General features: G+C 70.8%; 11 protein-coding genes. 7 read left to right on the forward strand and 4 right to left on the reverse strand.

The window, feature by feature from the left end:
• Positions 1–85 precede the first annotated feature (85 nt).
• The 5 genes from IB278_RS32610 (at position 86) to IB278_RS32630 (ending at position 6,766) form a co-directional block, all read left to right on the forward strand.
• Positions 86–2,545 carry a TonB-dependent siderophore receptor gene (locus IB278_RS32610; protein WP_225613322.1) on the forward strand — a complete coding sequence of 820 codons (2,460 nt, stop codon included), beginning with the start codon at positions 86–88 and terminating at the stop codon, positions 2,543–2,545.
• Entirely contained in the window at positions 2,545–2,844 is a 300-nt protein-coding gene (locus IB278_RS32615; RefSeq protein WP_192328411.1) for a DUF3649 domain-containing protein, read from the forward strand. The genes IB278_RS32610 and IB278_RS32615 overlap by 1 nt, the downstream gene beginning before the upstream one ends.
• 29 nt (positions 2,845–2,873) lie before the next feature.
• The gene (locus IB278_RS32620; RefSeq protein WP_192328413.1) at positions 2,874–4,373 is read left to right on the forward strand and encodes a PepSY-associated TM helix domain-containing protein; all 1,500 of its coding nucleotides are present in this window, start codon (positions 2,874–2,876) and stop codon (positions 4,371–4,373) included.
• Positions 4,374–4,617: 244 nt separating this feature from the next.
• Positions 4,618–6,411, forward strand: coding sequence for a PQQ-dependent methanol/ethanol family dehydrogenase (locus IB278_RS32625; protein ID WP_145747762.1), 1,794 nt, complete (start codon positions 4,618–4,620; stop codon positions 6,409–6,411).
• Positions 6,412–6,421: 10 nt separating this feature from the next.
• Positions 6,422–6,766, forward strand: a complete 345-nt coding sequence (locus IB278_RS32630) for a high-potential iron-sulfur protein (RefSeq protein ID WP_192328416.1) — start codon at positions 6,422–6,424, stop codon at positions 6,764–6,766.
• 9 nt (positions 6,767–6,775) lie between these two features.
• Here IB278_RS32630 and IB278_RS32635 read toward each other — a convergent pair whose 3' ends face one another.
• The 4 genes from IB278_RS32635 to IB278_RS32650 all read right to left on the reverse strand — a co-directional run bounded on the left by IB278_RS32635 (position 6,776) and on the right by IB278_RS32650 (position 13,179).
• The gene (locus IB278_RS32635) at positions 6,776–7,783 is read right to left on the reverse strand and encodes an FAD:protein FMN transferase (RefSeq protein ID WP_192328419.1); all 1,008 of its coding nucleotides are present in this window, start codon (positions 7,781–7,783) and stop codon (positions 6,776–6,778) included.
• Positions 7,780–9,894, reverse strand: coding sequence for a 4Fe-4S binding protein (locus IB278_RS32640; protein ID WP_192328422.1), 2,115 nt, complete (start codon positions 9,892–9,894; stop codon positions 7,780–7,782). The genes IB278_RS32635 and IB278_RS32640 overlap by 4 nt, the downstream gene beginning before the upstream one ends.
• Positions 9,891–10,823 (reverse strand): pyrroloquinoline quinone biosynthesis protein PqqB, encoded by a 933-nt coding sequence (gene pqqB / locus IB278_RS32645; protein ID WP_192328425.1) that lies wholly within the window; start codon positions 10,821–10,823, stop codon positions 9,891–9,893. The genes IB278_RS32640 and pqqB overlap by 4 nt, the downstream gene beginning before the upstream one ends.
• Positions 10,824–11,067: 244 nt before the next feature.
• Positions 11,068–13,179, reverse strand: coding sequence for a sigma-54-dependent Fis family transcriptional regulator (locus IB278_RS32650; protein WP_192328428.1), 2,112 nt, complete (start codon positions 13,177–13,179; stop codon positions 11,068–11,070).
• Positions 13,180–13,460: 281 nt separating this feature from the next.
• Here IB278_RS32650 and pedF point away from each other — a divergent pair, with 281 nt between their 5' ends.
• On the forward strand, positions 13,461–13,955 hold the full coding sequence (gene pedF / locus IB278_RS32655) for a cytochrome c-550 PedF (RefSeq protein WP_192328431.1): 495 nt from the start codon (positions 13,461–13,463) through the stop codon (positions 13,953–13,955).
• A gap of 9 nt (positions 13,956–13,964) precedes the next feature.
• Entirely contained in the window at positions 13,965–14,828 is an 864-nt protein-coding gene (locus tag IB278_RS32660; RefSeq protein WP_192328434.1) for a substrate-binding periplasmic protein, read from the forward strand.
• Positions 14,829–15,057 lie beyond the last annotated feature (229 nt).

Consider the following 15,057-nt stretch of genomic DNA (forward strand, 5'->3'; position numbering starts at 1 on the left):
TTTCTGTTTCGTCCGGTGTGAGAAGGAACGACGCATCGATGCCGATGCGCCGACCGCCATCACAGACATCACAGGACGCAGACACATGGGATCGCAGCGCAACGCAGGCCGGCACCGGCACACCGGAAAAATCACGGCCGCCATCACCACGGCCGCCCTGCGCGCGGCATGGGGCGGCGCCGGCGCGCTGGCACTGCTTGCAGCGCCCGTGTTCGCGGCCGAGCCGGCGGGTGCCGGTGTGCGCCAGTACGCCATTGCGGGCGGCGCGCTCGCCGACGTGCTGGCGCAATTCGCGGCCGCCACGGGCGTCCAGCTGATCTTCGAGCCCGGCATGCTCGCCGGGCTGCGAAGCGGCGGGCTGCGGGGGCGCTACACGGCGCAGGAAGGCTTCGAGCAGGTGCTGCGCGGCAGCGGCTACGAAGTGACTGGGCAGGGCCGCGGTGCCTACGCGCTGCGCAAGGCGGTGCCGCCCGTGCGCAGCGGCGCGGGCGACACCGCCACGCTGGCCCCCGTCACCGTGACCGCCGCGACCGAGCGCGAAACACCCACGGGCCGCGTCAACGGCTATGTCGCCAGGCGCAGCGCCACGGCCACCAAGACCGACACGGCGCTGATCGAGAACCCGCAGTCCGTCTCCGTGATCACGGCCGACGAAATCGGCGACCGCAAGGCGGAGTCGCTCGACGAGGCGCTGCGCTACACCGCCGGCGTCACGCCCAACCTCAAGCCCTGGGCGGTCGACGAGTTCTCGCTGCTGCGCGGCTTCGAGCTCGGCACCGCCGGCGTCTTCATGGACGGCCTGCTGACCTCCGGGCGCTCCTATGCCGCGCCGATCGAGCCCTACGGCCTCGAGCGGCTGGAAGTGCTGCGCGGGCCGGCATCCGTGCTGTACGGCAAGATGCCGCCGGGCGGCATGGTCAATGCCGTGAGCAAGCGGCCGACGGCCGACGCCGTGCGCGAGATCGGCATCGAGTACGGCACCTACAACCGCAAGCAGCTGAAGGCCGACATCGGCGGCGCACTCGACAGCCGCAACGAATGGACCTACCGCCTCACGGTGCTGGGGCGCGACTCGAACACCCGGCTGGACCATGACCGCGACAACCGGCTCTACATTGCGCCCGCCCTCACATGGCAGCCCAGCGCCAGCACCAGGCTGACGCTGCTCGGGCGCTACCAGAAGGACAACCAGGCCTACGCTTGGCAGAACCAGCTCGAGCAGCCCGGCGTGTTCGGCCAGCCGAGCCCGCGCGTGAACATCGGCGGCTACGACAACCGCTGGCGGCGCGACAACAAGATGCTCGGCTACGAGTTCGAGCACAGCTTCAACGACACCTGGTCGATGCAGCAGAGCATGCGCTACAGCGAGCTCGACCGTTCCGAGACCAACGTGTTTCCGCGCGGCCTGCGCGCCGACGGCTACACGATGAACCGCAGCTTCTCGCCGCGCGAGACGCACTGGAAGGGCTTGCTGCTGGACACGCGCGTGCAGGCGCGCTTCGGCAGCGGCCCGCTGGCGCACACGCTGCTGGCAGGCGTGGACTATGCCAAGTCGCGCACCACCGACGAGTTTCCCTACGACCGTCCCCTGCTGGCGCCGATGAACCTGTTCGCGCCCGTGTACACGCACCAGCCGCTCGCCCCGGCTGCCGACCCGTATGTCGACCGGGTGCCGTCGAAGCAGGTTGGCCTCTACCTGCAGGACCAGATCAAATGGGACCGCTGGGTTCTCACGGCGGGCCTGCGGCATGACAAGGCGGACGCCTCGGGCACCCGCACCTTCGGCAGGACCGGCGACAGCAGCGAGATCTACGACACCTCGGCCAGCGCCACCACCGGCCGCGTCGGTGTCGTGTACCTGTTCGAGTCCGGATGGGCGCCCTATGCGAACTACGCCACTTCCTTCTCGCCGGAGATCGGCAAGGACCTGACCGGCAACCTGCTGAAGCCTTCGAAGGGCCGGCAGGTCGAGGCCGGCGTGCGCTACCAGCCGACCGCACAGAACGCCAGCTACACGGCATCGGTGTTCGACATCGTGCGCAGCAACGTGACCACGGCCGCGCCGCAGGCGCCCGGCGAAGTCATCCAGACCGGCGAGGTCAGGTCGCGCGGGCTCGAGCTCGAAGCCCGCGCCGATGTGACGAACAACATCAGCCTGATCGCCCAGTACACCTACCTGGACACGCGCATCACGCGCAGCAACGACGGCGACCTGGGCCTGCCGCAGATGAGCGCGCCGAAGCACAGCGTATCGGTGTGGGGCAAGTACTCGTTCCCGGTGGGCGACGCGACCCGCGCGTTCGCCGCCCTCGGCGTGCGCTACCTCGGCAAGTCACGTTCGGCCTGGGACACCGGCAACGCCAACATCACCAACCCGAGCATCGCGATGGTCGACCTGGCGCTCGGCTTCGACCGCGGCCCCTGGCGCGTCTCGCTCAACCTCAACAACCTGTTGAACAAGCAGTCGCTGATGGATTGCAACGGCAGCATCTGCTACCGCAGCGCGGAGCGCACCGCCAACCTCAGCGCGCTCTACCGCTTCTGATGCCGGCGACGCGTGGCGCCGTGCGGCGTGTCCGGGGCCCGCTTCTGTCGCGGATCGCGGCCGCGCTGTTCGGCGGTTATGCGCTGGCGGTGCTGACCAGCGTCGCGGCACTGGCGCTGCCCATGGGCACCGTGGAGGCAGTGCTCACGGGCATGCAGGCCAGCTTCGTGGTGTATGCGGCTGCGGTCATCTGGGTGTTTGCGGCACGCAGCGCACGCAGGGCATGGCTGGGCCTGGCGCTGGCCGCGCTGCCGCTGCTGGCGGCAGCATGCTGGGTCTGGAGGGTGCCGGGGGCATGACAACCGCGGCAAGGAGCCTGCGCCAATCCATGGCCCGCCTTCACACCTGGACCGGCCTCGTGTTCGGCTGGCTGCTCTACGCGATGTTCCTCACCGGCGCGGTGAGCTACTTCCGGGAGGAGATCTCCCAGTGGATGCGGCCCGAAGTGCCGGCGCTGGCGCAGTTGCCCGACGCGGCCGTGAGCGCTGCCCAGGCCATCGCCAGCCTGCAGGGGCTTGCACCGGGCGCATCCCAATGGGTGATCGACCTGGCGGACGAACGCAGGAACGTCGTCGCCGCATCGTGGCGCGCCGGCGGCGGCGCCAGCGACGGCCGGGCCATGCTCGACCCCCTGAGCGGCGGGCCGCTGCATGCGCGCGAGACCACCGGCGGAGAGTTCTTCTACTACTTTCATTTTTCGCTGCACTACCTGCCGCGCGTCGCCGCCCGCTGGCTGGTGGGGCTGGCCACCATGTTCATGCTGGTCGCGATCGTCAGCGGCGTGATCACGCACAAGAAGATCTTCACCAACTTCTTCACCTTCCGGCCCGGCAAGGGCGCGCGCTCCTGGCTGGATGCCCACAACATGCTGTCGGTGTGGGCGCTGCCCTTTCACCTGCTGATCACCTACACCGGCCTGGTCACGCTGATGACGCTGTACATGCCCTGGGGCCTGGACAGCGCGCCCGATGCGGCGCAGGCGCGCCAGTCGCTGCGCGCTGAAATGACGGCGCTCATGCCGCCGGGCACGCCGCGCGGCACGGCCGCACCGCTGCCCGATGTGGGCGCGATGGTGCGCGAGGCCGAGCGGCGCTGGGGCATCGGCAGCGTGGCGCGCCTGGTCGTCGACCACCCGGGCGACGCCGCATCGCGCGTGAAGCTCGTGCGCAGCGAGGCATCGCGCGTGTCCGTCAGCCCGCGCTACCTGGCGTTCGAAGGTCCGCAGGGATCGTTGCGGCAGGTCAAGGACCACTCGGGCCCCGCCGCCGAAACCCGCGGCGTGCTCTACGGCCTGCACATGGCGCGCTTTGCCGGCACCACGGTGCGCTGGCTGTACTTCATCGCGAGCCTGGCCGGTGCGGCCATGGTGGCAACGGGGCTCGTGCTGTGGGCCGTCAAGCGGCGCGCCAAGCGGGCCGATCCCGAACGCGCGCCGGCCGGCCGCCGGCTCGTGGAGCGGCTCAACGTCGCGGCCATTGCGGGGCTTCCCGCGGCGATGGCGGCGTTTCTCTGGGGCAACCGGCTGCTGCCGGTGGATGCCACGGATCGCCGCGAGTGGGAGATCCACCTGTTCTTCGCGGTGTGGGCGCTGATGCTCTTTCACGCGGGCGCGAGGCCGGTCCGGCGCGCATGGACGGAGCAGTTCGGCACCGCCGCCGTGCTGTGCGCGGCGCTGCCGCTGTGGAACATGTGCGCCGGCGGCCGCCACCTGTTCGCCAGCATCCGCGCGGCGGACTGGGTGTTCGCGGGAATCGAGCTTGCGCTGCTGGCAACGGCTGCGCTGCTTGCCGCGATGGCGATGAAGACCGCGCGCCGGGCTGGCACCTAGCACCTGCCGCAGCGACCCGTTGCACGGCCCGACCACTGCGCCGGGATGCAACGGTGCCGGCCCGCGCGCTGTTCGACCTTGTAGCAATGCAGCGGGAAAACCCGCGGCCGGCAGCCCGCGCGATGCGCGAAAGAGCCCCTGGAAGGCTGCATCGCGCGTGGCATGGAGATTGCCCTTGACTCCCGTGAAGGCATGCCCGCGTGGCACGCCCGAGCCGCTATCCACACCCACGAGGAGACATCCCATGCAATTGAAGCTCTTGAACGCGCTCATGGCCATCGGCCTGGCCGCGGCCGGCGGCGCCGGCGCGCAAGTCACGGACAAGATGATCCAGTCCGAAGCCACGGCGAACGGCAACGTCCTGACCTGGGGGGTCAATACCCAGGGCCAGCGCTACTCGCCGCTGAAGCAGGTCAACACCGGCACCGTGTCCCGGCTCGCGCCGGCATGGGCCTTCTCCTTCGGCGGGGAGAAGCAGCGCGGCCAGGAGGCGCAGCCCGTGATCCACAACGGCAAGATGTTCGTCACCGCCTCGTACTCGCGCATCTACGCGCTCGACGCCACCACCGGCAAGAAGCTGTGGAAGTACGAGCACCGCCTGCCCGAGGGCATCATGCCGTGCTGCGACGTGGTCAACCGCGGCGCGGCGCTGTACGACAACCTGGTGATCTTCGCCACGCTCGATGCGCAGCTGGTGGCGCTCGACCAGAACACCGGCAACGTGGTCTGGAAGGAGAAGATCGACGACTACGCGGCCGGCTACTCGGCCACCGCGGCGCCGATCATCGCCAACGGCCTGATCCTCACGGGGGTGTCGGGCGGCGAGTTCGGCATCGTCGGCCGCGTCGAGGCGCGCGACGCCAAAACGGGCAGCATGGTGTGGTCGCGCCCCACGGTGGAAGGCCACATGGGCTACACCTACGACAACGACGGCAACAAGAAGGAGGCGGGCGTCTCGGGCACCGTCAACAAGAGCTGGCCGGGCGACCTCTGGAAGACCGGCGGCGCCGCCACCTGGCTGGGCGGCACCTTCGATCCCAAGACCGGCCTGGCCTACTTCGGCACCGGCAACCCGGCGCCGTGGAACAGCCACCTGCGCAAGGGCGACAACCTGTTCTCGTGCTCGACCGTGGCCATCGACGTGAAGACCGGCCAGATCAAGTGGCACTACCAGAACACGCCCAGCGACAGCTGGGACTTCGACGGCGTGAACGAGTTCGTCACCTTCGACATGGACGGCCGGCGCGTGGGCGGCAAGGCCGACCGCAACGGCTACTTCTACGTGAACGACGCCACCACCGGCCAGCTGCTGAATGCCTTTCCCTTCGTGAGGAAGACGACCTGGGCCGACGGCATCGACCTGAAGACCGGCCGCCCGAACTTCGTGGCCGACAACCGCCCGGGCGATCCGGTCGCGGGCGGCGACGGCAAGAAGGGCAGCTCGGTCTTCGCGGCGCCGGGCTTCCTGGGCGGCAAGAACCAGATGCCGATGGCCTACAGCCCCGACACCAAGATGTTCTACGTGCCCGCCAACGAATGGGGCATGGACATCTGGAACGAACCCGTGGCCTACAAGAAGGGCGCGGCCTACCTCGGCTCGGGCTTCACCATCAAGCCGCTCAACGAGGACTACATCGGCGCGCTGCGCGCGATCGATCCCAAGTCCGGCAAGATCGCCTGGGAGATCAAGAACGGCGCGCCGCTGTGGGGCGGCGTGCTCACCACCGGCGGCAACCTGGTGTTCTGGGGCACGCCTGAGGGCTACCTGAAGGCCGCCGACGCCAAGACCGGCAAGGTGCTGTGGGAGTTCCAGACCGGCTCGGGCGTGGTCGCGCCGCCGGTCACCTGGCAGCAGGGCGGCGAGCAGTACGTGGCCGTGGTCTCGGGCTGGGGCGGCGCGGTGCCGCTGTGGGGCGGCGAGGTGGCGAAGAAGGTCAACCTGCTGGAGCAGGGCGGCATGGTGTGGGTCTTCAAGATCCCTTCCGCCGGCACTGCGCGCACCGCCCGGGCGGGCGAGGCCCGCGTGGCGTCCAACTGAAGGAGGCGGCATGACGAATCGCAACAGCGAAGGAGGCCGCGGCGCCTCCCGCCGGGAGTTCGTCGGCCGCGCGGCCGGCGGCGCCTGCCTGCTGGCGGCGCTGCCGGTGCACGTGCTGGCCGCGCCGCCGCGCGCCGAGGAAAGCGACGAGACGGCCGTGCAGCTGGGCTACAGGCACGACACGAAGAGCGTCGACAAGAAGAAGTATCCGCGCCACGCGGCCACGCAGGAGTGCGTGAACTGTGCCATGTGGCAGGGCACGCCCTCCGATGCCTGGGCCGGCTGCGCGATGTTCGGCCGCAAGCAGATCGCGGCCAAGGGCTGGTGCCAGGCCTGGGCGCCCAAGCCCGCCTGATCGCCGCAGCTACGGCATCGGCCGCCGCGCGGCCGGCTCGATCCGCAGGCCGGGCGTGGCCTCCCACCGCCCGGCCTTGTCAACCCACAGTGCATCGACCTGCCATTGGCGCGCGACCTGCCGCGCCTGCGCGGGGCCGGCGACGAAGAACACCTTGGTGAGCGCGTCGGCCAGCGCGCCGCTGGCGGCCACGACCGTCACGGCCGAAAGCGCCGGCGGCGAGTAGCCGGTGTGCGGATCGACGATGTGGTGGTGCCGGCGGTCGGGGCTGAAGAAGGTCTGGCTGTCGGCCGAGGTGGCCACGCAGCGCCCGTCGGCCAGCAGCCGTGCGATCAGCGCGGATTCAGCCTGCGGGTCGGCAATGCCGAGCGACCAGGGCTGCGTTCCGCCGCGCAGCCCGAGCGGTGCGAACTCGCCGGCATCGACCAGCGCATGCCGGATGCCGCACGCCGCCAGCGCCTCGCGCACGCGGTCCGCCGCAAAGCCTTGCGCGATGCCGTTGAGCGTCACCGCCATGCCCGGCGCGTCGAAGCGCACCAGCCGGTGCCGCACGTCGAGTGCGCGCCAGTCGACCCGTGCGCGCGCCGCCGCCACTTCCTGCGCGTCCGGCAGCCGGCCTTCGCGCTGTACGGCGGCGAAGGCCTCCCACAGCGGCTGCACCGTGATGTCGAAGGCGCCGCGGCTCTCGCGCGAGACCTCGTGCGCGATGCGCAGCACCGCCAGCAGTTCTTCCGGCGGCGAGGCCAGCCGGCCCTCGCGGTTCAGCCGCGACAGCGCGCTGGCCGGATCGAACAGGCTCATCTGCGCCTCGATGCGGCGCAGCAGCGCCACGCCCTCGTCGAGCGCGCGTTCCACGACCGCCTCGCGTTCGTGCCCGGCCTGCAGGCTCAGCGTGGTGCCGAAGCCCAGCAGGTCGCGCCGGCCCCAGTGCAGCGCGGTGACGGCCGGCGCCAGGGCCGTGCCGCCGGCCAGCGCGCCCAGGCCGAGCGACAGGCGCAGCAGCTGGCGCCGCTTCATGCCGCGCTCCGGCCGACGGTGGTGGCGACCGCTGCGCGCACCGGGATCACCCGCTGGCGCCCGCGCGCGATCAGCGGCGCGCAGCGCTCGGGGCTGTCGTGGATGGCCACGCAGTCCAGGCACTGGAAGCACTCGCCGTAGACGATCGCGCCGTCGGACTTGATCGCCTGGTACTCGCAGCGGTGCCGGCAGGTCTGGCAGGGTGTGCCGCATTCGGCGCGGCGCGGAATCCACTTCAGCAGCCGCGCATGCCCGAGCAGCTTGAGCCCCGCGCCGAGCGGGCACAGGTAGCGGCAGAAACCCTTGTAGAGCACCAGGTTCAGCAGCACCAGGCCGCCCGCCCAGGCCACGAAGGGCCAGGCGCGCACGAAGTTCAGCGTGATCGCGGTCTTGAAGGGCTCGATCTCCACCGCCCGGTCGGTCCAGGCGGGCGAGAGCGCCGCCAGCACGAGGATGACGGCCAGCACCGCGTACTTGACCCGCTTGAGCCGCGCATCGAGGTCGCGGTGCAGCCGCAGGCGCCTGCCCAGGCCGAGGCGCCGCGCGAGCTGCGCCGCCAGCTCCTGCAGCGCGCCGAAGGGGCAGAGCCAGCCGCAGAAGGTGCCGCGTCCCCAGACCACCAGCGTGAGCGCGACGAAGGCCCACAGGGCCACGCTCATCGGGTCGTACAGCAGGAAGGCCAATGAGCGGCCGGCCGCCAGCGCCTGGATCGCGGCGGTGAGGTGGACGATCGAGAGCTGGCCCTGCGCGAACCAGCCGATGAAGACCAGCGTGAAGACCAGGTAGCCGGTGCGAAAGCGCGCCAGCCGCGCGGGCGTGGCGACGATCCAGCGCGGCCGCGCCAGCACCACCGCCAGCAGCGCCAGCGCGCCCGCGAGCACCGCCAGTTCCCAGGCGCGCGCCTGCCACACGGCCAGCCAGCCCCGGGCCTCGCCCTGCGGCGCGATCACCTGGTCGGGCGGCAGCCGGTAGGGCAGGGCGAAGTCGCGGCTCACCCGCTCGCCATAGAGCATGCCCTTCTCGCGCGTCACGCGCAGCGCGAAGTCCAGCGGCCGGGCCGGGTCCAGGCCGGCCGGCCCGATGACGCGGAACACCTTGGCGTCGGCGCGCTGCAGCGCGGCCGGCAGCCGCAGCAGATCGTCCAGGTCGAGGTCGCGCAGCTCCAGCGGCAGCTCGCCCTGCCGGAGCGTCAGGCGGTCCGGCACCGCGCCGCGCACGAAGTTGTCGCCCACGAAGGTGTAGCGGCCGGTGGCGATCGCCAGCAGCGCATGGTCGCCTTCGTCGATGCGGCCGAGCAGGTGCTGCCAGCCCGCTTCCGACAACAGGTTGCGGCCCACGGCCGGGACGTTCAGGTAGGCCAGGTACAGCTCGCTGAAGGTCTCGCCGGAGGCCGCGCCGGTGCCGTCCGCCTCATCGACACCCGTGCCTGCGAAGGCCCGTTCCACCTGGCCGCGCGAGAGCCGCACGCGCTGCACCAGCCCGGCCTGCAGCAGCGCCTCCCAGTCCATCGGCCGGAAGCCGTCGCGCCGCACGCGCGCCAGCAGGGCCGGGTCGCTGCCGGCGGCAAAGCCGAGCCGCGCGCGCGCCACCCGCAGCGCGGACGCCAGCAGGCTCTGGTGCAGGATGCGCACCGACGCGGTGGCCTTGGCGACCCCGTCGATGTAGGCGTTGGCGCTGCCGTGCTGCTCGCCGCGGTTGGCGTTGGAGCCGATCTTGAGGTTCTGCCGCAGCGACAGGCCCTTGTATTGCTCGGCGAAGCGCAGCAGCGGCCCCTCGCCCAGCCCCTCGAGGAACACCGGCTCGTGGTGCGAGAGCACGCGCACGTCGAGGAAGGCGCCCTTCGCATCCAGCGCCACCAGCAGGTTGATCGGCGTGCCCGAGAAGCCGGGGAGTGGCGCCAGGTCGATCGACTCGAAGACGTAGCCCGCGAGCACCGGGCTGGTCATGTCCTGCTTGAAGATCGGCCAGACCGGCAGCTGCGCGTCCTTCTCGCCCACGGTCCACGGCGGCGGGAAATGCAGCTGCAGCGCGGCGCGCGTCATCACGCCCGCCTGCGTCGCCAGCGCCAGTCCCCCCAGCAGCAGCGCCGTCAGCCATCGCCGCCCGGTCACAGCGAGATCTCCATGCCGTCGTAGGCCACCTCGATGCCATGGCGCTCGAGCTCCTGGCGCTGTGCGCTCGCGGCATCGAGGATCGGATTGCTGTTGTTGATGTGGGTCAGCACCTTGCGCCGCGCCGGCGTGGCCCGCAGCGCGTCCACCATGCCGGCGCGCGGGCCGGTGCCGGTCTGCGGCAGGTGGCCCATGTCGCTGGCGCTGCGGGTGCCCAGGCCGGCGTGGCGCATTTCATCCTCGGTCCAGAAGGTGCCGTCGAGCAGCAGGCAGTCGGCGTCATGCATCCAGCGCAATTCCTCGGGACCGATCTCGGCCAGGCCCGGCGCATAGAAGAGGCGCCGCCCGCCCTGCAGGTCCTCGATCCGCAGCGCGATGTTGTCGCCCACCGCCTGTCCGCGGCGGTGCGGCGAATAGGGCGGCGCCTTGCCGGGAATGGCCACCGCGGTGAAGCGCAGCGAGGGAAAGCCGGCCACGCCGAAGTCGACGCGCGTCTGCGTGCCGGCCACCGCCAGCATGTGCCAGCGCGTGCCGCAGTAGTGCTCCAGCACGCCGAGCACGGGGAAGGAGGTGGTCAGGTCCTCGAACACGCAGGGCGTGGCATAGAGGTCGATGCGCGGCCCTTCGCGCAGCCCGAGCAGCCCGGCGACGTGGTCGATCTGCGCGTCCATCAGCACCACCGCCTTGATCGGCGTGTCGCGCAGGCCGTGGCGCGGATGCAGCTGCGGGTGGCTGCGGATCTGCTGGCCGATGTCGGGCGAGGCATTGAGCAGCACCCACGATTCGCCGTCGGCGGAGACGGCGACGGAGCTTTGCGTGCGCGCGCAGGCATCGAGCACGCCCTGGCGCTGGCCCGCGCACAGCCGGCAGTTGCAGTTCCATTGCGGAAAACCGCCGCCCGCGCCGGAGCCGAGGACCAGGACTTTCATGAATCCTCGAACGCGGGGGCCGGCCGTTGCATGAAGTCTCCTCGAGTGGGCTGTACGGGCGGCATGGCGCAAGTCGCATGCCTGCGCGGCGCGCTGCGCGAAGCACGCCGCAGGCACGGGATTGCCCTGGGATACCCCGAGAAAACGGCCCGGAAAAGGCACCGCCCGCGCGAACTGCTCCAGGCTGGTACAGCACCGTGCGACGCTGGCACAGGGTTTCCCCCGGGCCCTCGCGTGGCCTGTGTCAGTCGGCCTTGTTCCAGCGCAGCTTGCGGTAGATGGTGTTGCGGCTGATGCCCAGGCGCTTGGAGGCGACCGAGATGTTGCCGTCGGCCGCCGCAAGGGCGCTGCGGATCATCTCGATCTCGGCTTCCCCGAGCGTGCGCGGGGCGCTCGGGTCGGCAGCGGGCGATGGTTCGGCGGCTTGCGCGACTTGCGCGGGTTGTGGCGCTTGCTCGGCCACGGCGGCGTAGGCTGTCTGCATCGGAGCGGGGTCCGGCGCGAAAGAGGGCGCCGGTGCCGGTGTTGCAGCCTGGGGGCGCGCGCGCCGCACATCCTCCAGGAAGTCGTCCGACAAGTGGTGCTCGAAGATGTGGCTTTCGCCCGCGGCCATCACGGCGGCGGTGCGCAGCACGTTGGCCAGCTGGCGCAGGTTGCCGGGCCAGGCATAGGCCTTGAAGAGCGCGAGCACCGAGGCCTCGATCCCGGGCGTGTCCTGCGGGCATTCGGCCAGCAGGATGCGCCGCGCCACCACGTCCAGGTCGCTGCGCTCGCGCAGCGCGGGCAGCCGCACCACCAGGCCGTTGAGGCGGTAGTACAGGTCTTCGCGGAAGGTGCCCGCATCGATCATCTCGCGCAGGTTGCGGTGGGTGGCGCCGATCACCGCGATGTCCACCGGAATCGACTTGAGGCTGCCCAGCGGCGTGACGTTGCGCTCCTGCAGCGCCCGCAGCAGCCGCGCCTGCAGCGCCAGCGGCATGTCGCCGATCTCGTCCAGGAACAGCGTGCCGCCGTTGGCCTGCACGATGCGCCCGACCGCGCCCTTGCGGCGCGCGCCGGTGAAGGCGCCGTCCTCGTAGCCGAACAGCTCGGCCTCGATCAGCGATTCGGGGATGGACGCGCAATTGACCGCCACGAAGGGCTGCCGGGCGCGGTTCGAGTCCTGGTGCACGGCGCGTGCGAGCAGCTCCTTGCCGGTGCCGGTCTCGCCGAGGATGAGCAGCGGAATGTCGCGGTTGATGACGCGCCGCACCTTCTGCAGCGTGGCCGCGATCTGCGCGTCGCCGGTGTCGAGGTAGCGCAGGCCGGAGAAGGGGGCCTGCGCCGACGGGCAGGACGGCCGCACGGCCGCGGCGGCCGCGTCGTGGGCGGGCGTGGACATGCGCGCTTCCACCGAGGTCACGGGCATGTCCAGCACCACCGCGCGCTGCGGCCCGTTGAAGCGGGCGCTGACGTGGAACTGCTGCCCGTTGGCCGCGTGCAGCATCATCGGCGCGGGCAGCGGCGCGCGGAAGTGGTCGAACACGGCCGAGGCCGTGATGCCGAACAGGCTCGGCAGGCTCTGCATGCGCAGCGCGGCAATGCTCATGTCGAGCTGGTCCAGCGCGCTGCGGTTGGCGCCCAGGATCTTGCCGTCCGCGCCCACCACGATGATCCCTTCGAGCAGCGTGCCGATGAACTCCGCGCGGCCATGGAAGTGCAGCCGCAGGCGGTTGCCGTAGTCGTCCGACAACCACTGGTTTTCGATCATGCGTGCCGACATGCGCACCAGGCCCATGGTGTGCTGGTGGTAGGAGCGCTGGTCGCCCGTCACGTCGAGCACGCCCAGCATCTCGCCGCGAGGATCGAAGATCGGTGCGGCCGAGCAGGTGAGGAAGTTGTTGGCGTGGATGAAGTGCTCGCCGCCATGCACGACCGTCGGCGTCTCCTCGACCAGCGTGGTGCCGATGGCGTTCGTGCCCTTGGAATGCTCGGCCCAGCTCACGCCCGGCGTGAGCGCCACCTTGTTGGCGCGCTGCAGGAACCGGTCGTCGCCGACGGAGTGCAGGATGGTGCCGGTGGTGTCGGCCAGCACGATCATGCTGTCGGTGTCGACGATCTGTTCGAGCAGCATCTCCATCACCGGCGCCGCATGCGTGAACAGCCGCTGGTTGCGCTCGCGCGCCACCGCGAGGTCGCTGCGCCGCAGCGGGTCGAAGTCCGGCCGCTCCACGCGCGACAGGCCCAGCGCGGCGCAGCGCTCGTGCCACTGCTGGATCAGTTCGCTGCGGCCGGCTCGGGGAGGCGCGACGGCCAGCGCCGACGGCGGGGTCCAGCCATGGGGAGGGCTGGCTGGGGCATGAAAGGCATCAACCATCTGCTGTCTCCTGGCCCGCTTCTTTGGTGCGGGCGACTTGTCTCTGGCCAGTTCGAATGCTGTTCACTGGTCGCTTCATTTTGGAACACCCCTCGGGGGCCAGGTGTTCCGTCCCGGCGCTGCGACGGCAAGGATGCCACAGCAACCGGCCCTTGTGGGCACCATCCGCGACCGGGACGCTACAGCACAAGGCAAGTTGTGTTCCCGCTTGAAGCAATGGCTGTTGGCATAGCGATTGCAGATTTGTGCGGGTTCCCCCATCACCACAACGGAGACCCGACATGATGAATCCCGATCCACGAACCCTGCGGCCCCTGGCCCGCGCCGTGCTGGCCGCGGCAGTGCTGGGCATGGCCCTTTCCGGCGCTGCCCGGGCCCATGGCGACGTCACGCCGCAGGCCGTCGACACCTCTTCGCTGCCGAAGCTGGGCGAGCAGTGGCGCGCCGAGAACCCGTTCCGCGGCAACAGCGGGGCCATCACGATCGGCACCTCCGCCTACAACCAGAACTGCGCGCGCTGCCATGGCATCGACGCCATCTCCGGCGGCATCGCGCCCGACCTGCGCAAGCTCGACAACGATTGCGCCTCGCTCAAGGACGCCGCGCGCAAGGCGGCCTGCGCGAAGGAGATCGACGACTTCTTCCTCACCACCGTGCGGCGCGGCCGCACGCGCAACGGCGCCGTCTACATGCCGCCGTTCGAAGGAACCATGAACCAGGAGGCGATCTGGTCGATCAAGTCGTATCTGGAGACGCGGCGCGACAAGCCGATGTGAGCCGCGGCCATGCACACATCTCCTCCTTCTTCTTCTTTCCCGCGGCTCTCGCGCCGCGCCTGCCTGCAGTGGGCCGCGGCCGCCGGCGTGGCCGCGCTCGCCGGCACGGTACGCGCGGGCGCGCTCGACCGGATCCGCGCGCGCGGCACGCTGAGCGTGGCGATCTACCAGGACATGCCGCCGTTCCACGTGGCCGGCGAGGGCATCGACATCGAGCTGGCGCGCGCGCTGGCCGGCGCACTCGACGTGAAGCTCTCGCTGCTGCCCTTCCTGGCCGACGAGAACATGGGCGACGACCTGCGCAACATGGTGTGGCGCGGCCATTACCTGGGCTTCGGCCCGGCCGACGTGCTGCTGCACGTGCCGGTCGACCGCCCGCTGATGGACGAGACGCCGCAGGCGCTCATCTTCGCGCCGTACTACCGCGAGCGCGTGGTGCTCGCGCGGCGGCTCGACCGCCTGCCGCAGCTGGACACGCTCTCGGCGCTCGGCGATGCGAAGGTGGCCGTGTCCGGCAAGACGCTTGCGGGCTGGCTCATGATCGGCGCCGACAACGGCGCCTACCGCGACCAGCTCGACACCCAGCCCAAGGACGGCGCCGAGGCCGCGCGCGCCCTGCAGCGCGGCGAAGTGGCCGCGGCCGCGGGGCTCGCATCGGAGATCGAATCGGTGCTGCGCGGCGACGCGCGCTTTGCCATTGCGCCGCTGCCCTCGCCGCGCATCCAGCGCAACGGCTGGGCCGTGGGCATGGCAGTCAAGAAGGACGCAACCGACCTGGCGCAGGCGCTGCAGGCCAGCGTCAATGCCCTTGCCCAGGGCGGGCGGCTGCGCACGATGTTCGAAGGAGGAAACGTCGCCTGGCAGGCGCCGTGAACCGGCGAACCATGGCAATCGACCTAGCGCGTTCCAGCGGACACCCCAACCACCACCCAACGACGGACGATGCGTCCGAACACCCATGAGCCTGCCCAATCCCATCGAATCCGTCCTGGTCGAGAACCGCGTGTTCCCGCCCGACGCGCGCGCCAGCGCCGGCGCGCGCATCAGCGGCATGGCCGCCTACGAGGCCCTGTGCCAGGAGGCCGAGCAGGACTTCGAAGGC

Origin of the sequence: Variovorax sp. VRV01 (assembly GCF_014852545.1) — a bacterium.
GTDB lineage: Bacteria > Pseudomonadota > Gammaproteobacteria > Burkholderiales > Burkholderiaceae_C > Variovorax > Variovorax beijingensis_A.

Excerpts from the sequence above, each read along its gene's own strand:
- IB278_RS32610 (WP_225613322.1), top strand. The coding sequence starts at position 86 with ATGGGATCGCAGCGCAACGCAGGCCGGCACCGGCACACCGGAAAAATC.
- IB278_RS32615 (WP_192328411.1), top strand. The coding sequence starts at position 2,545 with ATGCCGGCGACGCGTGGCGCCGTGCGGCGTGTCCGGGGCCCGCTTCTG.
- IB278_RS32620 (WP_192328413.1), top strand. The coding sequence starts at position 2,874 with ATGGCCCGCCTTCACACCTGGACCGGCCTCGTGTTCGGCTGGCTGCTC.
- IB278_RS32625 (WP_145747762.1), top strand. The coding sequence starts at position 4,618 with ATGCAATTGAAGCTCTTGAACGCGCTCATGGCCATCGGCCTGGCCGCG.
- IB278_RS32630 (WP_192328416.1), top strand. The coding sequence starts at position 6,422 with ATGACGAATCGCAACAGCGAAGGAGGCCGCGGCGCCTCCCGCCGGGAG.
- IB278_RS32635 (WP_192328419.1), bottom strand. The coding sequence starts at position 7,783 with ATGAAGCGGCGCCAGCTGCTGCGCCTGTCGCTCGGCCTGGGCGCGCTG.
- pqqB (WP_192328425.1), bottom strand. The coding sequence starts at position 10,823 with ATGAAAGTCCTGGTCCTCGGCTCCGGCGCGGGCGGCGGTTTTCCGCAA.
- IB278_RS32650 (WP_192328428.1), bottom strand. The coding sequence starts at position 13,179 with ATGGTTGATGCCTTTCATGCCCCAGCCAGCCCTCCCCATGGCTGGACC.
- pedF (WP_192328431.1), top strand. The coding sequence starts at position 13,461 with ATGATGAATCCCGATCCACGAACCCTGCGGCCCCTGGCCCGCGCCGTG.
- IB278_RS32660 (WP_192328434.1), top strand. The coding sequence starts at position 13,965 with ATGCACACATCTCCTCCTTCTTCTTCTTTCCCGCGGCTCTCGCGCCGC.